19 protein-coding genes and 3 pseudogenes are annotated in these 17,975 nt (G+C 34.5%); 19 read left to right on the plus strand and 3 right to left on the minus strand.

The features are described 5' to 3' along the window. Nucleotides 1-203 precede the first annotated feature (203 nt). The 8 genes and pseudogenes from BK574_RS03165 (at nt 204) to BK574_RS28045 (ending at nt 5,231) form a co-directional block, all read left to right on the plus strand. Nucleotides 204-1,214: an LLM class flavin-dependent oxidoreductase gene (locus BK574_RS03165; RefSeq protein ID WP_078427470.1), complete on the plus strand. Its 1,011-nt coding sequence runs from the start codon at nt 204-206 to the stop codon at nt 1,212-1,214. A 290-nt stretch (nt 1,215-1,504) separates the two neighbouring features. Continuing rightward, complete coding sequence (locus BK574_RS03170) at nt 1,505-1,885, plus strand: hypothetical protein (RefSeq protein WP_078427471.1); 381 nt, start codon at nt 1,505-1,507, stop codon at nt 1,883-1,885. Between the two features lie 134 nt (nt 1,886-2,019). Then, a complete protein-coding gene (locus BK574_RS03175) occupies nt 2,020-2,460 on the plus strand; it encodes a hypothetical protein (RefSeq protein ID WP_078427472.1) in 441 nt (146 codons plus the stop codon). Nucleotides 2,461-2,717: 257 nt separating this feature from the next. Further along, nucleotides 2,718-3,101: a YhfM domain-containing protein gene (locus BK574_RS03180; RefSeq protein WP_078427473.1), complete on the plus strand. Its 384-nt coding sequence runs from the start codon at nt 2,718-2,720 to the stop codon at nt 3,099-3,101. Nucleotides 3,102-3,220: 119 nt separating this feature from the next. Further along, nucleotides 3,221-3,430, plus strand: coding sequence for a hypothetical protein (locus BK574_RS03185; RefSeq protein WP_078427474.1), 210 nt, complete (start codon nt 3,221-3,223; stop codon nt 3,428-3,430). A 188-nt stretch (nt 3,431-3,618) separates the two neighbouring features. Further along, nucleotides 3,619-4,350, plus strand: coding sequence for a hypothetical protein (locus BK574_RS03190; RefSeq protein ID WP_078427475.1), 732 nt, complete (start codon nt 3,619-3,621; stop codon nt 4,348-4,350). 149 nt (nt 4,351-4,499) lie between these two features. Beyond that, nucleotides 4,500-4,670, plus strand: a pseudogene (locus BK574_RS26860) (dihydroxy-acid dehydratase); the annotation flags it as partial. A gap of 351 nt (nt 4,671-5,021) precedes the next feature. Then, the gene (locus BK574_RS28045) at nt 5,022-5,231 is read left to right on the plus strand and encodes a hypothetical protein (RefSeq protein ID WP_075388798.1); all 210 of its coding nucleotides are present in this window, start codon (nt 5,022-5,024) and stop codon (nt 5,229-5,231) included. A 678-nt stretch (nt 5,232-5,909) separates the two neighbouring features. Here BK574_RS28045 and BK574_RS03200 read toward each other — a convergent pair. Next, entirely contained in the window at nt 5,910-6,800 is an 891-nt protein-coding gene (locus BK574_RS03200) for a DMT family transporter (RefSeq protein ID WP_078427476.1), read from the minus strand. An 860-nt stretch (nt 6,801-7,660) separates the two neighbouring features. Here BK574_RS03200 and BK574_RS03205 point away from each other — a divergent pair. The 3 genes from BK574_RS03205 to BK574_RS28180 all read left to right on the plus strand — a co-directional run bounded on the left by BK574_RS03205 (nt 7,661) and on the right by BK574_RS28180 (nt 10,437). Further along, nucleotides 7,661-8,587 (plus strand): ABC transporter ATP-binding protein, encoded by a 927-nt coding sequence (locus BK574_RS03205; RefSeq protein WP_078427477.1) that lies wholly within the window; start codon nt 7,661-7,663, stop codon nt 8,585-8,587. Between the two features lie 37 nt (nt 8,588-8,624). Continuing rightward, on the plus strand, nt 8,625-9,827 hold the full coding sequence (locus BK574_RS03210) for an ABC transporter permease (RefSeq protein ID WP_338020582.1): 1,203 nt from the start codon (nt 8,625-8,627) through the stop codon (nt 9,825-9,827). Nucleotides 9,828-9,972: 145 nt separating this feature from the next. Continuing rightward, nucleotides 9,973-10,437, plus strand: a complete 465-nt coding sequence (locus tag BK574_RS28180) for a glycine zipper domain-containing protein (protein ID WP_238457930.1) — start codon at nt 9,973-9,975, stop codon at nt 10,435-10,437. Nucleotide 10,438: 1 nt separating this feature from the next. On the opposite strand, the pseudogene BK574_RS28190 reads toward BK574_RS28180, so the two are convergent. Beyond that, nucleotides 10,439-10,796, minus strand: a pseudogene (locus BK574_RS28190) (FMN-binding negative transcriptional regulator). Nucleotides 10,797-11,028: 232 nt separating this feature from the next. Here BK574_RS28190 and BK574_RS28195 point away from each other — a divergent pair. From BK574_RS28195 to BK574_RS03235, 4 genes and pseudogenes are all read left to right on the plus strand, one after another. Further along, nucleotides 11,029-11,331: pseudogene (locus BK574_RS28195) on the plus strand (hypothetical protein). Nucleotides 11,332-11,558: 227 nt separating this feature from the next. Beyond that, nucleotides 11,559-11,702, plus strand: coding sequence for a hypothetical protein (locus BK574_RS27825; RefSeq protein ID WP_169917335.1), 144 nt, complete (start codon nt 11,559-11,561; stop codon nt 11,700-11,702). A gap of 87 nt (nt 11,703-11,789) precedes the next feature. After that, complete coding sequence (locus BK574_RS03230; protein ID WP_078427479.1) at nt 11,790-12,449, plus strand: DNA alkylation repair protein; 660 nt, start codon at nt 11,790-11,792, stop codon at nt 12,447-12,449. 21 nt (nt 12,450-12,470) lie between these two features. Then, complete coding sequence (locus tag BK574_RS03235) at nt 12,471-12,875, plus strand: hypothetical protein (RefSeq protein WP_078427480.1); 405 nt, start codon at nt 12,471-12,473, stop codon at nt 12,873-12,875. 279 nt (nt 12,876-13,154) lie between these two features. Here the strand turns inward: BK574_RS03235 and BK574_RS03240 are convergent, their stop codons facing one another. After that, nucleotides 13,155-13,766 carry a CBO0543 family protein gene (locus BK574_RS03240; RefSeq protein WP_238457932.1) on the minus strand — a complete coding sequence of 204 codons (612 nt, stop codon included), beginning with the start codon at nt 13,764-13,766 and terminating at the stop codon, nt 13,155-13,157. A 547-nt stretch (nt 13,767-14,313) separates the two neighbouring features. Between BK574_RS03240 and BK574_RS28050 the strand changes: the two genes are divergently transcribed. The 4 genes from BK574_RS28050 (at nt 14,314) to BK574_RS03265 (ending at nt 17,558) form a co-directional block, all read left to right on the plus strand. After that, a complete protein-coding gene (locus BK574_RS28050) occupies nt 14,314-14,454 on the plus strand; it encodes a hypothetical protein (protein WP_218970531.1) in 141 nt (46 codons plus the stop codon). Between the two features lie 1,484 nt (nt 14,455-15,938). After that, nucleotides 15,939-16,193, plus strand: coding sequence for a histidine kinase (locus tag BK574_RS03255; protein WP_078427482.1), 255 nt, complete (start codon nt 15,939-15,941; stop codon nt 16,191-16,193). A gap of 78 nt (nt 16,194-16,271) precedes the next feature. After that, a complete protein-coding gene (locus tag BK574_RS03260; RefSeq protein ID WP_078427483.1) occupies nt 16,272-16,472 on the plus strand; it encodes a hypothetical protein in 201 nt (66 codons plus the stop codon). Between the two features lie 78 nt (nt 16,473-16,550). Continuing rightward, nucleotides 16,551-17,558, plus strand: a complete 1,008-nt coding sequence (locus tag BK574_RS03265; protein ID WP_078427484.1) for a hypothetical protein — start codon at nt 16,551-16,553, stop codon at nt 17,556-17,558. Nucleotides 17,559-17,975: the final 417 nt, after the last annotated feature.

A 17,975-nucleotide genomic window follows, 5' to 3' on the forward strand; every position in this document is an offset into this window, starting at 1 on the left:
ATCGAGATGTTTTCCAAAAAGTAGTGTGCGAACGTACGCCTTCAACTAAGTCATTTCATTTTAAATCATCTATTCTACCTGTTACGATAAAAACAAATTGTTATTTAATAACTTTTTGTATGGGGGCGCATAAATACGATACAAATCAAACATATCCAAGCTCCATCCAAATAGTAAATTAAAAAGAAAGAAGTGGATATTCCATGCCAATAACTAGACCAACAAAATCCATCAAAGAAATACCCTTTTCCGTCCTTGACCTTGCACCCATCGTGCAAGGGGGGACACCTAGCCAATCCTTCCAACATTCGATAGAGTTAGCCCAGTTAACGGAAAAACTAGGCTATAAACGGTACTGGTTAGCGGAGCACCATAATATGCCTGGCATCGCAAGCTCTGCAACATCCTTAGTAATTGGCCATGTAGCGGCACATACTTCTACTATTCGTGTAGGATCCGGTGGAGTCATGCTTCCAAACCATTCGCCGCTGGTTATCGCGGAGCAATTCGGAACACTCGAAGCGATGTTTCCAGGCCGAATTGATTTAGGGTTAGGGCGTGCACCAGGAACGGACCAACGAACAGCCCATGCCCTTCGTGGGGCAAACTACACCAATGGCGATGATTTCCCAGAACAATTAGAACAACTGCAAGCCTATTTCCAAGGTTCGGAAGCGGTACGAGCAATCCCTGGTGAAGGAGCAAATATCCCTATTTGGTTGTTAGGTTCTAGTGGGTTTAGTGCCCGATTATCTGCACAACTCGGGATGCCGTTTGCTTTCGCCAGTCATTTTTCACCTGAAAACACATTACCAGCTCTGGAATTGTATTACGAGAACTTCCAACCGTCGGAGGAGTATAAGGAGCCTTACGCCATGGTAGCGGTAAATATAATCGCGGCAGATACGGATGAGGAAGCGGAACTATTGGCTACTTCCATCAAACAAAGCTTCCTAAACTTAATGAGGAACACACCATCTCAGTTACAGCCACCGGTAAAGAATATGGATGAACTAATGAGCCCGTATGAAAAGGCAGTTTTAGAAAAACAATTAGGTTCCACGATCATCGGAAGTCCTACTACCGTAAAGAAAAAGCTACAATCTTTCTTAGATGAGACGAAGGCAGATGAGATAATGGTGAGCACTATGGTCTATGACCACAAGGCCCGACTCTACTCCCACCAACTTGTTGCAGAAATAATTGGATTATAGGAAAAGGCCACTGAAAAAGTGGTCCTCTTCCCATTTTTCAGTGCATTTACTCTAAAATATGCACCAGTCCGAAATGCAATGAGATGATCCGTTGCCTGCTCTTAAAAGCTTGATTTGGCGGATTTTTCATATCTTATAATTCAAATTCTGACTTAAATTATGAATATGGTAATTTTCTAAGATTACTTCGAACTAGTGTTTCAAATGAACATAAGAATGCATACATGAACATTAAAGAAAAAAAATAGGGTTGGTTTTTAATATATAGTTGTTTTATAGGAGGTGCTTTAATGAAAATCCTTGAAAAGGTTATAACAGCAATACTTTCTGGAATAGTGTTGTCATTAGGTTTAGCTTTCTTGAACGGTTCAATGGAATATTTTATAGTTTACTTGATGTTTTCTTCAGCTATTTTTTTAACTGGTGGTATTCTCTTTTCAATATTTGCCGATGTTATCTTAAAAAAGATTAAAGCAAACAGGTATCTACTTTCTCTTGTAATATATGGTATTGGTGGGGTTATCGTTAATATTTTCTTTTATATAGTGCTTTATAATGAAGGGTTTGTAGTTGAAACTCTTAGTATGTTGTTACTTGGTATAGTAGCCGCTTTATTATTTTTACACATATCGCTATTTACCAAGAAGGTTTTAAAGAATGTGGTTGGTTAAAAGTAATATCGTTGCTAATTGCGTTAACGGGCAGAAAAGTTTATTTTATCAGTTCGACTGGACAGGAATTATTTCACATCAGTAAACAGTTATAGTAGACTCTGGGTGTTAAGAAGCAGTAGGAGGGGATTAGTTTGAAATTTTTTAGTATTATTGCTGTGGGAACCATACTTCTTGTAGGTTGTAACGGGGATACATCTAGTGAAAAAGAGGTCGATCTACCTTTTAATAGTGAAGAAACTGAAGTTATCGAAGATGAAATAGAAAACGTCGATGAAGTCGTTATGACTGAAGAAGATAAAATAAATTTCCTAAACAAGTTCAAGCCTGGACCAGAAGATGAAAAACCGTACAACATTTATGCGTTATACGACTTTCATGTAACTGCTACAGATGAAGAGTTGTATTCAGAAGGCGAACGCCAACTTCAAGTAAATAGGAATTTAGATGATGCTATTTACGAAGTCGGTTGGAACAACTTCAATTTCAACAACATTCCTTTCACTGGAGCTGCAACAGGCTCTGAGGAAGCTGTAGTATTGGAATTGATGAATTTCCTGCTTTTGTGGTATTAGATGAAGATGGAATTGCTTATATTACATACGAAGTTGATGATGTCCTTGAATACGTTGGATACGTAGAACCGAACTAAAGAATAGACAAATTAGTGACTACTTACCTTAATCTCAAGAATGTGAAGAAATATCGTAAAACAAAAGGAGCGATTGCTGAACAAGGGTAGTCGCTTTTTCACGAACGGGGCAGAATAGTTTAATAATCATATTCTTTTTATATATTATTGTTAGTAAAATCTGTTTTGGAGGTTATGTTAGTGAAAAGATTACAATTTTCGAGTTTATTAATAGTCTGTTTTATAATAATGACTGCTTGTTCTTCCGAAAATATTGAGAAAATAACAATTTATGAAATGGAAAATTTTTCAGCCGTTAAAGAAGAAACTGCGACTGATTTTAATATGAAAGAAGAAATAGAGGTATTTCAAAAGGCTTTTAATAGTGCAGTTAAGCAATCAGGGATTGTTAATATGGCTGACCCTAATTACAAAGTTAATTTAGGGGAAAAATCATATTTTATATGGATTAGTGAAGGTTCAGGTACAATTATGAACACAAAGGATACTCATACTATTTATTCTCTTACTAATAAATCAGCAGAAGAAGTATATGAACTAATAGTAAATCGCTATGTTAATTAATTTCACTAACGGGGCAACTTTAACAACTTTAATTAGACACAACAGTAGTGTTGTGATTGTACATAATAGGAAAATATTTCAATAAAGAACCATTAAAATTTATGTAAGTAGGTGAAAGAGTGGAAAGTGATATTTATATAAAAGATACACCAGCTTTAATCTTTTTCGGGTTGGTTTTTACTCTCATTTTCGGACTATGGTTAAAACGAAGGACAAAATCGTTTGATTTTAATAATAGAAGCAAATTCTACTTTCTATTTGATAATTATGAATTAGTCGGTGGATTACTTATTGGTGTAGGATTATTATTTATTGCTATTTTTCTATAAAAAATTATTAAATAACCAACCTACTTCTTATTATAGTTAAAAAAATTAATAGAGGAGTTGTCGTTTCGACAGCTCCTATTGCTTATTGCGCTAACGAAGCGGTAATGTTGAATAAGAAACTACTTATTTTTAGTATAGAGATATGAGTTTAGGACAGGAGAAAATAAACGATAAGGAGGCAACTTATTATGAAGTACTTATCGCTTGTTATATGTTTGCTGGCAATTGTGGGTATGACCTTATTTGGTTGTGGTACTAATAATGAGACGAATAACACCGAAGATATTATAGAAGGTGAAGAAATACAGAATACTCTTGATGGGGAAAAGAAAAGTGTGAGTTCTGATGGGGTTTCCGTGCATAATACTGATGCTAAAAACGATGAGGAAAAGCATTATAGTAGTGAAATAGAGGAAGTAAGAGTTAAGGGAAGGAAAGAACTAGATATAGAAAGAATCTTTATACCAGAAATGAAAGAATTTAAAATGGCTAATGCTTTTGTTTCATATAGTGGAAACGAACCGATGACATTGGATGTACAATATCATGTGGAGCGAGGAGAAAAACAAAAACAATTTAATAATGAAATCGTTATTGAAGAACATAAAGAAAAGCTTGGGATGAAATATCTTATTCCTCCTTATACAAATAATGGGGATATGCATTTTTGGTTTATTTATAGCAAATTTGATGTTCCAGAAATGATTAACGATGAAAACGATGGCATTGAGGAAGAATGGATACAAATAGAGGGAAGTAAAGTGTTGTTTACAAATAATGGTACTGATTATAGATTTTACTTAGATGATGAAAAAGGTCATTATATGTTCGGATACACTATTGACCATTATTCTAAAGATGAAGCCAAAGATATAACGAGTAACTTTATCGAAAAAATCAAAACAGGGGAATATAAATAAGCATGATAGTATTCATTATTAAATCAACGGGTAGCGTTTCTGAAATAAACAGGGACGCATTTTCTTTTTGTGACTCACTGAAGGAAATTAATGTTAAAATCTAATAACCATTATTTAAGTAACTTAGCAGTGTTGTACTTAAAGTAACTGATATGATTACAATTGATAGTGAAATACAAGAACTTGCTGTTGATGTTTCTCCAGAAGATCTCAATGAAAGATTAAAGGATTGGAGTCCTCCAGAGCAAAGTTTAAGGGAAATCTTAGCTAAGTATGCTCGGTCAGTTTCATCAGCTTCAAAAGGAGCAATAACCGATTAATAATAAGCAAGCAGATATAAGCGGGTAGAAAAAGAACCTACCGCTATCGAAATGACCCCATATGAGGAATGAAGAAATAAAATTCTAGCGAGCTTTTATGCTCGCTTTTTCTACTATAGATCAAAATGTTTGAATTTAGATAATATTCATGCAATTCCTAAAAAAACAGGTAGTTAGAACATGCTATGACAGATTAAATGACCTATTTTCGCGTTCAAATTAACGATCTGTTTAATTGTGTGCTAGCTCATGTTATAATGATAAACTTAGGATAATTACGACTTTTGCTCATAATTGAACGGATGCTAAGATAAGCTTCCGCCTAGAGATAAATTACAGAGGTGTGAGAGAATGAATAAACGATGGACAATCGGTAAAATTAAAGAATTTGTTGAGAACAATTCGGAAAGCAAGTTGCTAACGACGGAATATCTCGGTTTTTCTCAAAAGTTACTATTTAAATGTGCATGTGGTAGCAATTTTGAAAAAACATTTACTAAATTTAAAAATAATAACCAACGTAAATGTGACGTGTGCCAACCAATAAAAGCGTCACGCTAAACGTATAAAGAAATTTATATATGTTATAGAAGAAGTAGGCTCAATAGAAACACTCGAATGATCCTGTGAATTTGATATTCATTTTTATATGATAAATTAGATTGGATTTTGGTGGGTGTATAGTTTTATCCGAATTAATAAAAATGAATCTAACAAAAGCCGAGCAGCTCTCGTTAGATTCATTTCAATTATGATATATCACTATCCCTATCTCATAAACTTCTCAAGAAATCTTGTTGGATACTCACTAGGAAGTTTACTTATTTCATCTAGTTTATTCCATTGTTTTTCACTTATGCTCCAGCCAACACTTCCCATATTTTCTTCAAATTGTTCTAGACTACTCGCACCAAAAAAGGGATGTAATTTCTTCTTTGGAATAACCCTCTAAAGAGACGATTGCTTTCAAAGTGGTCGTCTCGTCGCATTTGACTAAATACTGCGTAGCAAGAGTCTTAACTTTTAAATGGCTTTGTGAAAGAATGTCATTAAGCAAACGAAGCAGTATTTTTGAATAAGACTAGTACAAGAAGATCGTCAATGTAGACAAATAGATACCGAAATCCCAATGAAAGAGGGAAGGCATTGTCTGTTAAACTGCCTTCCTTTTTCCTTTGGGGACTAATTGTTTTTTTACTGAGAAAAATCCGTTTTACTTAAATAATTTGCTCAAATTAATTAGTTACTGGGCATAAACTTTTTCTCGGACTGCTTCACACTAAGTACGGTAATCGTAACTAGGATGAGCACCATTCCAAGAAGTTGAATGATAGTCAAATGATCTCCGATAAGCAGAACGCCAAATAATGAAGCTGTCACCGGCTCTACCATTGCGACCATCGAAGCAGTTGTTAGGGCAGTCCATCGAATGCCAATCAAATAAAAAATAAATGAAATTCCAGCACCCACGATCCCTAATAGAAGAAACCATCCTATGTCGCTTGACATCAACACACTAGCTGCTTCATCTTTGTCCGTAAAAAGAAAAAGGATGAGACAAAGTGAAAAAAAAGCGATAGTTAAGGTGGTCTGCGGCTTTTCGATAGAAGAGGCATTTTTAAACCCGAATATAAATAAAGCATAGGCAAGTCCAGAAGCAAGCCCCGCTATCGTCCCTAGAAAACTTACTGACATCGATTCAGTATTGTAGGCACCTGTAAGCAGGATAATCCCAATAAGTACACCAGAAATGCATCCCCATTTAAACCAAGTCGAACGTTCTATTCGTAATAAAAAGGAGATTAAAAGGACGAACAAAGGTGCGGTGTACATTAAAGTAGCGGCAACAGCAATGCTTGAGGCTTGGATACTTACAAAATAAAAAGTGAAATTTCCAGCAACACCAAAACCCGCCAAGAGGGACCATATGTATAACCGAGTAGAGAAGATCCAATTTTGTCTAAAGCCAAAGAGAAACCACGCGAAAAAACATATAAATCCAACAGCCCCTCGGTAAAGTGAGATCACAATAGGATCCCAGCCCTTGTTCATTAAAATAGTGGCAATTCCCCCACTAAAGCCCCAGCATATAGCGGCTAGCATAACCAAGCCTACACCTGAAAATCTCATCGTGTACCTCCTAAAGATAAGTAAGGGTACGAATTTTGATCTAAAAATTTTATTTTATATTGGATACATTATTTTAGTAATTAGGGGTTTATGCTTAATCATTAAAGTTATTAAAAATAAGTTCAATTAACTTTAGTTTTCTTATTGCATTAAAGGGGACTTATTTTAAAGAAGACAACAAACAAAAACAAATTGGTTTGCAGCGTAGTACAAATGTACTGCGCATTCAAACAACATCTATTTGTATTAATAGTCTTAACATTCATAATGAAGGCCTTTGAACTATGGGCACAAAAGAAGGTTAAAAGACCCAGAACCAATCTTAATCAATGTTGGTAGTTTAACTGATCAGAATAAAAAAGGGACCTATCAATTAAATCCTAAAAAGTGGGTGGAAGAATTAAGTCGCAAAAATTAATTAACCGAATATGGTGTCACAACAATTGTAAAATATTAGGTGGATAACAATCATAAGGTAATCTCTTTTGTGACTTTAACAGATATACATCTTCCACTAAAAGGTGCTCAGTGGGATTACTATTTTCCATATATGATCATGTTAGAGGAACAGTTTAATTAGCTATGGACATCGCAATTAAACGTTGATGACGATCATTACGCTTATTTCATTCACTGCGAGCCTAAATATGCGTTTTGGGACTCTTCATTTTCAGTTAGATTGACTGCTTTTATAATAGCATCATACAGTTTTTATATCGAGCAAATAGCTAGAACCATGCGTTCCCGCGAGAGAAGAAATAGAATAGAAACAAAGTGCATTCCTTGTTTCATTTGAAACCTTTTGTCAATTAAACACGTATTTGTATATGAATCTATAAAAATAGAAAGGGGTCGAGAATGTGGAAGCGATGATTTCAGTGAACAAGATCGGAAAATATTTTAAGGACAAGAAAGTTCTTCATGAAATTTCGTTTGATGTACATAAAGGAGAGATTATGGCGATCCTTGGGCCAAATGGTGCAGGAAAATCAACGACGATTCGAAATATTATGGGGATTATGTATCCAGATGAGGGGGATATTTCCTTTCGACAGCATCAGGGTATTCCACGGAATAAAATTGGTTATTTACCTGAAGAACGTGGATTATATAAAAATGTAAAGGTCATGGATATCCTTTTATATTTGGCCGACCTGAAAGATTATCCAGTAAAAAAAGCCAAGCAGCGCGCATTAGAATACTTAAAAAAATTTGATCTTGAAGGAAAAGAGAATGTGTTAGTAGAAGAGCTTTCAAAAGGGATGGGGCAAAAGGTACAATTTATTGCTTCGATCCTTCATGAGCCTGAACTATTAATTTTAGATGAACCATTTTCAGGGTTAGACCCAGTAAGTCAGGAGTTATTTAAAGACGAAATTCGTCAATTAGCGAAACAAGGAACAGCGATTTTATTATCATCCCATCAAATGAATTTAGTAGAAGAAATGGCCGATCGGTTGTTTATGATTTATAAAGGGCAAAAAGTCATCTATGGCACGATGGATGAGGTGAAAATGGAGTATGCCAACTTTAAATGTACGATTAGAGGTCATAATGAGCGCTCGGTGTTAGAAGGGCTACCAGATGTGGAACGGATTAAGCAAAGTGATAATACGTCGATTCTCTATTTATCTAAACGTGTTCATCCAGCAACGTGGCTAAAAAGCTTACCCGATGATGTGTCTATTCAAGAATTAGTCTTTGATCGAATCACACTTCATGAAATATTTATTGATGTGGCAAATGGAAAAAATTTAATGATGGAGGCAGGTGAGGTGGATGCATAACACGTGGAAGGTTGCTAGATGGGAGATTAAAAGAAATATGAAAAATAAAACCTATTTAATTGGGTTATTATCTACTCCGATTATTTTTATTGCCTTTATGTTTTTAGGTAGCTTGTTTGGTAGTTCAAGTACATATGATGAAAGAATGACTCACGTTTTGGTCAATGATCAAGTAGGAATTTTCACTGAACTAGAAGCAGCAGCAAATGAAAGTGATTTAAATTGGGACATGGCTCAGACGGACGTGACAGAAGCAGAGGTGTTAGCGGAATTAACCACTAAAGAAGACACGGCCTTTTTATTTATTAATGAACGAGGAATCAATGAAGGTTTGGTTTCTGTTTATACGAGTGAAGAAATCGATGTATTCTTTCATAATCAGCTTCAAGTTTTAGCAGCGCCAATTCAAGCAATGCAATTGCAAAAGCTTGATTTGTCTGTAGAAGAGTTAGCACCTTTTTTACGTGGTGTTACATTTATGGATGAAACGATTGCGGAAGAAGAAATCGGAGCAACGGAAGGCGAAGAACTAGAAGCCTCAGATAGTGGGAATTTCATTGAACGGCTCGTGCCTGGAGCATTTGCTGGATTTATCATGATTTCCATTGTATTTACGGGTATGGCGATTTTCCAAAGTGCCTCACAGGAGAAGAAGGATAAACTGGCAGAAATTATTTTATCCTCTATAACACCTTCTGAATTAATGCAAGGAAAAATTGTCGGCTATTTTGTCTTAGGTGTGATTCAGTCAATCGTTTCGATTATTATTGTCCTACCATTCTTAATAGGAAGATATGATTTACCAATAATAGAATATTTATTCGTACCAGAATTAGTGGTGTTACTTACGATTTCGGTCCTTGGCTTCTTGTTATTTGCGGCCATTTTTGTAGGAATTGGAGCGACGATGGAAGACATTGGGACAGCTGGGAATTTCCAAGGGATGGTTATGATGCTGCCATTTTCACCAGCGATCTTTATTGCTCCGATTCTAAATGACCCGAGTGGCTTATTTGCTCAAATTGGTAGCTACATTCCTTTTACTAGCCCTGGGGTGCTAATTCTGCGCCTGACTTTATTAGAAGAGTGGCCATGGATGGAAGTAATCATCGCCATCGCAATTTTAATTTTGAGTGTTTGGTTTTTTATGAAGCTAGCAGGAAAAATCTTCAAGGTCGGTATTTTATTGTACGGGAAAAACGCAACACCAGGCGAAATTATTAAATGGCTGCGCGTGTAGTGTTAAATAATAGCTTCAAAGCGATGAGGAAAAGGAACTGTCAAAACAACAGTTCCTCCTTTCCACGCACTAGAGGTCAGGCACCATTATTGCTGTTTCATTTGTTCTTCTCTTTTCATTGAATAAGACAAGAGGAGGTCAATCTATGGAAAGTCGACAAGTAGAAAAACTTGAAACCCTACTTAAAGAACTTAGGAACACTGTTGATGAGCAGGTTACCAAAAAACTTGAATTGGAAATGTGTCATAGAATCGTTGAAAAGGTGAGTTCCTTTTCATCTACGTGTGAAAAATGTGATCAACACTTGATGGATTTGGAAAAACATTTAATCCAACTAAAAGGTGAGCAAGCGCAGCTTGGAGAAAACGATTTTAAACTTCATAAACAAAAGATAGAAATCATTCGATCTCATCTTATGAAACAACACAAGTTAGTGACCAGTGGGCATTATTTGAGTATCTATATGTCTATAGGTACAAGTTTAGGTTTGGTATTTGGACTCGTTATATTTGATAATATTGGACTAGGATTACCACTCGGAATCGGAATTGGTGTAGCGATCGGCGCAGGTTTAGATGCAGATGCAAAGAAAAAAGATATGGTCTTGTAACTTATGAGGATGTTAACACCATATCATGCATGGAGTTCATTAACTCATTTTCGTCCTTTAAAAGTTCGATTTCCTCAAAAACATGAACGGTTATGTAATTCCATGTTGGTACTGCTTTATTCGTCTCATACCAAGATGGAGATATATAACAGAGGGCTATGAAAAACAGCTAAAACCGTTTGGTCTGTAATATCGTTCCATTGAGGATTTGCCTTGGCAAAATGTCCATATAAGTATGTGTTCTCTTTGTTTAAAGTTAATGTAAATGAGTTGTAAATGGCATTCCGTTGTGTTGAAAAAAAGGTAGCAAAACTATACTTTTTTATAATGTCGTAAAGTAAGTGCTGAATTGATAACATCAAAATGTGTCGGAATATACATGAGATGTTTCTACTCTCAAAATTTTTCTTCTTATTACTCTACTAAAGTACAAATTCTCTCTAAGATCCCTCAATAACCTTCTTAAAATATTCAGGGGAATGCACTTTTGCTTATTGAAGTAAAGGAGCAAGATAGTGGGAGAGTCCAGAATAACCTTTATTCATCTATCGGGACACTTATCATTTGATTACAATACAAGGAGGTTTTAACATGGACTTTGTCTGGGCGATTGCACCTCTCGTAATCGTGGGAGGAATTGTAATATTTGTAATTTGAAGGCTTCATCACAAATATAAACAAGGTACCTTAGGTAAGAAAAAATCAGAAGATGCTCAATTTATATTAGATAGTTTAATACCACTAGGAATGCTTTCCGGTTGTTCTATCGGAATCATGTTGAGCATGTTTTTTTCCATTCCTCCACTAACTTCCATTAGTTTAGGAGCTGGAATCGGTTATTTATTTGGCTATTTTACTTATGAAATTTATGGGAAGAAAGCAAACAATTATTAACTGGGAGCGATCGTTGAGTAAATGCACGTTTCTATTTCAACTAAAGCGTTAGTTCAATAAGAAATTAAATAAAGGACCAAACATAATATACATCTAAAAAATGTTGAGGGCAAAGTAAGAAATATTATGATAATGAAATACTCACCGTAGACGAGGCCATCCCTTTTTTGGAAAAACTGATTAGGGAAAATTATTAATTTGTCTATTAACAGAAAGAAGGTAATGAAATGGAACTACTATTTTTAATTTTGATTTTTGCTGGGATTTATGGAGTATATGATGCCATAAGAAAACTTAACAATAATGTCCTTGAACAGACAGAGGAGCTTAAAAAAATACGGGAAGAACTGAAAGAAACTAGAAACAAGTAGGTTTTATTGTTGAACAACCGTTTTAACTGCGAACCTTATTAGAGGAGAAAGAAAAAAATCTTAGCATTAGTACAGGAGTGATCATCCATGCAAGTTCAAGACTTAACCATTCAATTTAAAATAATGGAGAATAAGGAAAAAGCAAAAGGAATGTCTGCTTATATGAAAAATCATTTTGAATTTTTGGGAATTCAGACTCCAGAAAGAAGAAAGATTACTGCCCAATTATTCAAAGAGTGGCAAGTCGGTAAGAATCCTATTAACTGGAAGCTAATTTTTGATCTTTGGGAGCAGTCCGAGAGGGAGTATCAATATGTTGCGGTTGATTATTTAAAGAAATCCCAGAAACACTTATCTTCTAGTGACTTAACACAGGTCAAGGAATTAATAACTTCAAAGTCATGGTGGGATACAGTCGATTTAATTGCAAGTAATGTGGTTGGGTATATTGTTATGAAATTTCCTGAACAAGTTAAAGTAATGGACCAGTGGATTGAAGATGATAACATGTGGGTAAAAAGGACAGCCATCTTGCATCAACTTTCCTTTAAGGAAAATACGGATGAAGAACGATTGTTTTATTATTGTGAAAAGCATGCAAGTGAGACAGAATTTTTTATCGCAAAAGCTATTGGTTGGGCATTAAGACAGTATGGGAAAACCAATCCACAAGCGGTCATTACTTTTGTTGAAAAAACACCGCTGCAAAACCTTAGCAAACGTGAAGCACTTAAACATTTGAGTTAAGTAGTTGAGGGGGTAATGTTATTGATTATAAACAGTAGTAAGTGGTTTGTTTTAGTAGTAATGTCTGTTGTTGCTCTAGGGATTAGTTATTTCTTATTCTATGGAAATTCTCAAATGACAAAAAGTATTGGTATGGGAGGAATGATTATAGAAGAAAAACACCACTATATTGAGCCAGGACAATATTTTGAAATGTGGATTATTGGATATAACGCTTATGAAAAGGAAGAGACTCGTGAGCGTTATAAAATATTCATCGAGGAATCAATGGTTTATAACTTAATTGAAGAGGGCGAAGAATACATGGTTTCCGCTACATCATTTAGAGAAGATGACGAATTTGGTTATGTTTATAAATTGGAGCAAATAAGTAATCAAGAGGAGTATCAGTTGGCAGGTAAGGGACGTATAAAGGAAGTGCATTAGAATGCTGTTAAACAAACGATGCTTCAAGAAATAATACAAGTAACGTAAATGAATACAAATTAATCAGATTTAATGAAAATTTTGAAGAACTAATAAAGACACTGCAAGAAAAATGATGATGTGGGAGAATAACCTTTAATTGAGATTGTTGCTGAATGTCAAACGCCTTTTCTTATTAAAGTAAAAGAAGCGTTCCTGGAATAATGAACGCTTTTGCTATGTCAATAAAAAGGAAATTAATGTTAAACTAAAGATGAAGTTTAGCGAAAAGTCCTTATTTTACGAATTGCTTAACTTTGGAAATTGCTTTCTCCTACTTATGTAATGAGCAAATAAGTAAATGCCAATTTGTATGGGTACAGAATAGCTATATTTCCATTTTAATGTTTGATAAATTTGAATCCATTCAAAAAAGGGTTCAGCTAAATATGAAGTGATTAATGCAAACGAGATTGCTTTAATCACTGGGCTAAATCTTGGCTTGATTTGTAACAAGATTATTATTGCAACTGGCATTAGGCAAATATCCCAAGGGACATAGGTAGGAAGGATAGGAATTACACTAAATCTGTAATGCCAGAAGCCTAGTTGGTCTCCTAAAACGTCAAGCATAACAGAAATAACCATAACAGTAACCCCAGCATATAATAAGCGGTCACTACTTTTCTTATCCCTCACAATAAACCAAATAATCCAAGGAACAATGCTTAATCCAATTCCTAACCACCAAAGACCAGAGAAAAGTACATAGTCTAACCAAATTTGTATTTTTTGTTGAATCAGTTCATGAATTTGATTAACATTTTCATCAATGGCTTTAATAACTATTTCTTTCTCTTCTATTTCTACCACAACAACTACACCCTCATAATGTACTTTGGAAATTTTCAATTCCTAGTGTGCTTTACCCTCGTTTAATAATCTAGGGTTAGTATATATAAGAATCTTTGGTATTAGTCACATTTACCTAATAAACTTCAACTAAATGGTGTTCTGAAATAAAACAGGGATGCATTTTCTTTTTGTGACTCAAAGAAGGAAATTAATGTTAAAATCTAGATAACCATTATTTAAGTAACTGAGCAGGAAAGTTAATGTTAAGTATTTTTTCAAATATCTAGCAGGATAAAAAGGTGAAATAGATAATTAGGAGGCTAACACTGGAAGTTTTATATTATTGAATATGCAGAACAGATGGAGGTGGAAAAAGAAAAGTTGCTTAATGAACACGAGAAAATGAAAGAAGATATCCAAAGACTATCTTTTGAGGTAGATGAATTGAAATCAAAAAATGATTAGATCCTTCTAGTGCTAACGAGCAGTTTACTTCAATAACAACTATATTTCATTTGTTAAGCTATCGGTTTTGGTGTGGGTGAAGGTATACGCTCTTTGCTAAGGGGAAGAGAGTTTGGTTTAATACAAAAAGTGTTTTGTTATGGTAGCTAAATATGTCTGTGACCGCTTAAATAAATGGATTATTTTATTATTTCTGGACACTTTAAAAAATAATAAAACAACACTAATCGAGGGTAGAGTTCACTTATGGCATCAAGACGGCACGTATTATTCAATCTAACTATAATTGTTATTCTATGGTTATCAATATTATTTTTAGGTAAGCGTAATATCAAACGATATTCTTTAGCAAGTATTATTATAGGTATTTTTGAAATTATAAATCATATATATGGTCACCTACGGAAGTGGTGGAGTTTTTATGACAAGCCAAAATCATTTACCAGGGATAAACTTCCTTTTGACATTAGTCCTTACATGCCCCTTTCGAGTGGATACTAAAATTTTCGTATGGAAACTTTAAAAAATTTGTATTACTTAATGCTTTTGCTAATGGATTTTTTGCGTTTCTTTTCATGCCTTATCTGAAAAAGATTAAAATCGTTCGATTAAATCGATTAAATTATTTTCAATACTTTATATATATACACTATAAAGCGTATTTTTTATATGGAGTACAGTATTTGTTAGAAAAGGTACGGTATACTGATAATGGATTAAAAGCCTACACAACTAATGGAGAGCGATAGCGTAATGCAGTTATCGCTTGTTCTGCTAACGAAGGAGTCTTCAATAACGCGAATATTAATGAAATATCTACAAATGCTGTTATATAGGTGATGTTTTGTGTGGTTGAATATATGGAGTGGGCTTATTATACCAGTAGTTTTGGGAATGCGGTTGTTTAAAAGAAATAAGGAATTAGTTTTGAAAATATTTCCCTTCGTGTGGGCTTTATCAACCCTTGTTAATTTATGGGGTAATCATAATAGACTTTGGATGGTGAAACCCAAATTAAAAAAGAGGCAATACCTAACAAAAATACCTTTTATTCTAGGATTATATCCGACTTTAAGCGTTTTAATGGTCTATTTAATAAAAAAAAGAAAGAATAAACTTTGGATTATAACTTTTTCCCTAACAACGTTTGCTGAATTTTGTATGTTGGTCTTTCGATGGGTAAGGTACGAGAATGGTTGGAACATAACAAAGACATTTTTCTCATATCTAATACCTTATTATTTAGCTTATAGATATTATGCTTGGGTAGGTTCTGATGTGTAATTCTTGATAAACTTCTGGAGCGATTGTTATATCTTGTGAAAGGTAATCTTCGACTAATGGGTGCGTTTCTGAAATAGGGAACGCTTTTGTTATGTAAAAAAAGATTAATCTAAAGCTAAAGATCAGGTTGTTAAATGAGCTTATGTAAAATAATCAATTATCAACGTATACGGCTATCTTTTATTTAATGGCTACAGATAGAGATACCTATCTGCAATTTTAGGGATTATTATTGGTAGCGGAAGTATAAATAGGCTATATAAACTCAAAACAAATACATAGTTATTTGGTCAGTTTAACGGCGAGCAACATCAAAAATTTCTAACGATGAACTTGGTTACTTATTTAACTAAGTCCTTTTACTAGACTCAAAATAATATCTGTGTGTATTGGTTGATAATGTTAAAATTTACGTATCCAGTAACGAATTTGAAGAAGTATTAAAGTTATTTCATAAAAATGAGGGGGACTTTTAATTAAATGAATAAATTGAAATGGTTCTTGTATTTGAGTGGAGCCTCGTTAATTGTCATTCCAACATCTGTAGTTCTAATGTCTGAAGATGTTACATTCAGTGCAACTTTAAGTAATACAGTAATAAGCTCAGCAATTATATTAGTCATACTTGGGAAAATGATTACAATATTAGAAAAGAGAAAAGTAAACAAAAGTTTTGTACCAGATATCGGAGCAGTTATCGGATTATTTATCGTATTAGTCCTCAGGCTTATTTAACGAAAAAAAAGGTTGTTTCATAATATCTTTTTAACGGACGGGGGGCGTTTGTATAGGAGCTGTTTCAAAGGCAGTTTCTTGTCTTCTTATTTGTTAAATGTGCAAACACAAGAAGAACCTGGGTACCAGAAGTTGGAAGGGATGTTACTTTATCCAACTGTGCAGCAGAATGTAACTTTATCATATAACTTTCATGGGCACCCATTGAGTATTAAGACGATTAATTTAAATCAAGACTGGGAGCTGATTCATCGAGATTTGTTGTTAATGATTGAATGAATCTCGGGATATAGAAAAAGGTCCTACAAGTAGGGAATGATAAAAGCAGTAGAATTTGAGCGTAAGAAGGAGTGCACCATGCTAATTCCTGTAAATATTAATCAACACGGTATACATGATAGTGAGTCCGAATTAAAAAAATTAACCTTTAAAGAACTGGGGATTAAGGAAAACGATATCGAAAATTTTTTGAAGCACAACTTAGATTTATTAGTGGGTGATGAGGAAAGTCTTTTAATTGTAGGCCAGCAAGTTCGAAACAAGCAAAATGGTAGAAGTGACTTAGTGGCGGTAGATGAAAAAGGAAATCTGGTGTTAATTGAAATTAAAAGAGACGTTGAAGACATACGTAATCGAAAAGAACCGTTCGAAATTCAAGCCATTCGATATGCAGCGAATTACGCTAAAATTCAATCAAAGGATCAATTAGTCAATGATGTTTTTGTTCCTTATTTAGAAAAGCAAAAGGGAACGAGTGACTCGGTGTTAACGACGTCAGAAAGAGCGAGAAGAATTTTAACCAATTTTCTCGTGCAAAACGAAGCTGGTCAGGCTTTTAACCGTAAACAACGAATGATCCTCGTAGCATCTGAATTTGATGAACAAACTTTGTCGGCATGTGCGTGGTTAATAAGCAACGGGGTTGATATAAGTTGTTTTACGATTGAGCCTGTAAAGTTAAATGAGCAGTATTTATTAGATATCACAAAAGTACTACCAGTACCACACCTCGAAGATTTCTATGTGGAAGTTCAAGAAAACCATAAAGTCAGAAAATCAACGAACTCAATGTCAACAAACACCCCAAAACAATTCCTACCACGGATGAATAAGTTGTTTGATTGGGGTTTACTTCGTGCAGGTGATGAAATCATTATCAAAAATTTTGAAGATTCTTCTGCCATTGCGCTAAATGAAAAGGAAGTCGAATATCAAGGAAAAACAATGTCCTATAACCAATGGGGACAAACCGTTACGAGCTGGAGCTCAATCAACATCTATGAATGGACCATCCCAGTCGGTCAGACGAAAACGTTACATGATTTGAGATTAGAGAAGATGAGGACGGAAGAAGAAGAGATATAATAAACTAGGTATTATGTTTCGAAATTTTTTATATACTGGCGAAGCTATTAAGCGAACTCGTTCCAGCAAACTGGAACATCGGGGAAATTTGAAGAAGGTTGAACCTTGTTAAAAGAAAAGTATAATCCTGATGGCTACAATATCGGAATCAATTGTGGAGAAACTGCGGGATATAGGACTTTCCATGTACATGTTTACTAAATTCCTTGCTATGATGGAGATATGGAAAATCCACGTGATGGAGTTCGAGGGGTTATTCCAGAAAAGAGGGTTTATTAAAAGAAAGCTTTTACATAGTAAAAATTTGTAGGACTGTCCATTTATTCGAGTTTTAGTGTTTTTGAATCCCAAACATATTCTGCATATCCTCATCATTAGAAATAGTGCCTTCTAAGTCAACTTCCCCAAATCGACAAG

Origin of the sequence: Alkalihalobacterium alkalinitrilicum, assembly GCF_002019605.1 — a bacterium.
In the GTDB taxonomy this organism is placed as follows: domain Bacteria; phylum Bacillota; class Bacilli; order Bacillales; family Bacillaceae_F; genus Alkalihalobacterium; species Alkalihalobacterium alkalinitrilicum.

Excerpts from the sequence above, each read along its gene's own strand:
- BK574_RS03165 (WP_078427470.1), top strand. The coding sequence starts at position 204 with ATGCCAATAACTAGACCAACAAAATCCATCAAAGAAATACCCTTTTCC.
- BK574_RS03170 (WP_078427471.1), top strand. The coding sequence starts at position 1,505 with ATGAAAATCCTTGAAAAGGTTATAACAGCAATACTTTCTGGAATAGTG.
- BK574_RS03190 (WP_078427475.1), top strand. The coding sequence starts at position 3,619 with ATGAAGTACTTATCGCTTGTTATATGTTTGCTGGCAATTGTGGGTATG.
- BK574_RS28045 (WP_075388798.1), top strand. The coding sequence starts at position 5,022 with ATGAATAAACGATGGACAATCGGTAAAATTAAAGAATTTGTTGAGAAC.
- BK574_RS03200 (WP_078427476.1), bottom strand. The coding sequence starts at position 6,800 with ATGAGATTTTCAGGTGTAGGCTTGGTTATGCTAGCCGCTATATGCTGG.
- BK574_RS03210 (WP_338020582.1), top strand. The coding sequence starts at position 8,625 with ATGAAAAATAAAACCTATTTAATTGGGTTATTATCTACTCCGATTATT.
- BK574_RS28180 (WP_238457930.1), top strand. The coding sequence starts at position 9,973 with ATGGAAAGTCGACAAGTAGAAAAACTTGAAACCCTACTTAAAGAACTT.
- BK574_RS27825 (WP_169917335.1), top strand. The coding sequence starts at position 11,559 with ATGGAACTACTATTTTTAATTTTGATTTTTGCTGGGATTTATGGAGTA.
- BK574_RS03230 (WP_078427479.1), top strand. The coding sequence starts at position 11,790 with ATGCAAGTTCAAGACTTAACCATTCAATTTAAAATAATGGAGAATAAG.
- BK574_RS28050 (WP_218970531.1), top strand. The coding sequence starts at position 14,314 with ATGGTAGCTAAATATGTCTGTGACCGCTTAAATAAATGGATTATTTTA.
- BK574_RS03255 (WP_078427482.1), top strand. The coding sequence starts at position 15,939 with ATGAATAAATTGAAATGGTTCTTGTATTTGAGTGGAGCCTCGTTAATT.
- BK574_RS03265 (WP_078427484.1), top strand. The coding sequence starts at position 16,551 with ATGCTAATTCCTGTAAATATTAATCAACACGGTATACATGATAGTGAG.